This window comes from Staphylococcus sp. HMSC062A01, assembly GCF_001836805.1.
Classification (GTDB): Bacteria; Bacillota; Bacilli; order Staphylococcales; family Staphylococcaceae; genus Staphylococcus; species Staphylococcus haemolyticus.
In genome coordinates, this window is the sequence record NZ_KV830644.1 from 1 (window position 1) to 451 (window position 451).

Here is a 451-nt window from a genome sequence, read left to right on the forward strand (position 1 = left end):
GGTTCAGTAGCTCAGTTGGTAGAGCAATGGATTGAAGCTCCATGTGTCGGCAGTTCGACTCTGTCCTGAACCATTTTGTTATGCCGGCCTAGCTCAATTGGTAGAGCAACTGACTTGTAATCAGTAGGTTGGGGGTTCAAGTCCTCTGGCCGGCACCATCTCATGGAGGGGTAGCGAAGTGGCTAAACGCGGCGGACTGTAAATCCGCTCCTTCGGGTTCGGCAGTTCGAATCTGCCCCCCTCCACCATCTTAATTTAGGGACATAGTTCAACGGTAGAATAGAGGTCTCCAAAACCTTTGATGTGGGTTCGATTCCTACTGTCCCTGCCATGGCGGTTGTGGCGAAGTGGTTAACGCATCGGATTGTGGTTCCGACACTCGAGGGTTCGATTCCCTTCAACCGCCCTTAATTTTATTAATGGGCTATAGCCAAGCGGTAAGGCAACGGAC

The 451-nt window shown here is 51.4% G+C and carries 5 tRNA genes; all 5 read left to right on the forward strand.

Annotated features, from left to right (window positions below):
* A tRNA-Phe gene (locus tag HMPREF2715_RS10980) sits at positions 1–73 on the forward strand.
* Between the two features lie 9 nt (positions 74–82).
* Positions 83–158: transfer RNA gene (locus tag HMPREF2715_RS10985), tRNA-Thr, on the forward strand.
* Between the two features lie 6 nt (positions 159–164).
* Positions 165–248: transfer RNA gene (locus HMPREF2715_RS10990), tRNA-Tyr, on the forward strand.
* A 9-nt stretch (positions 249–257) separates the two neighbouring features.
* Positions 258–331: transfer RNA gene (locus HMPREF2715_RS10995), tRNA-Trp, on the forward strand.
* A 2-nt stretch (positions 332–333) separates the two neighbouring features.
* A tRNA-His gene (locus tag HMPREF2715_RS11000) sits at positions 334–406 on the forward strand.
* Positions 407–451: the final 45 nt, after the last annotated feature.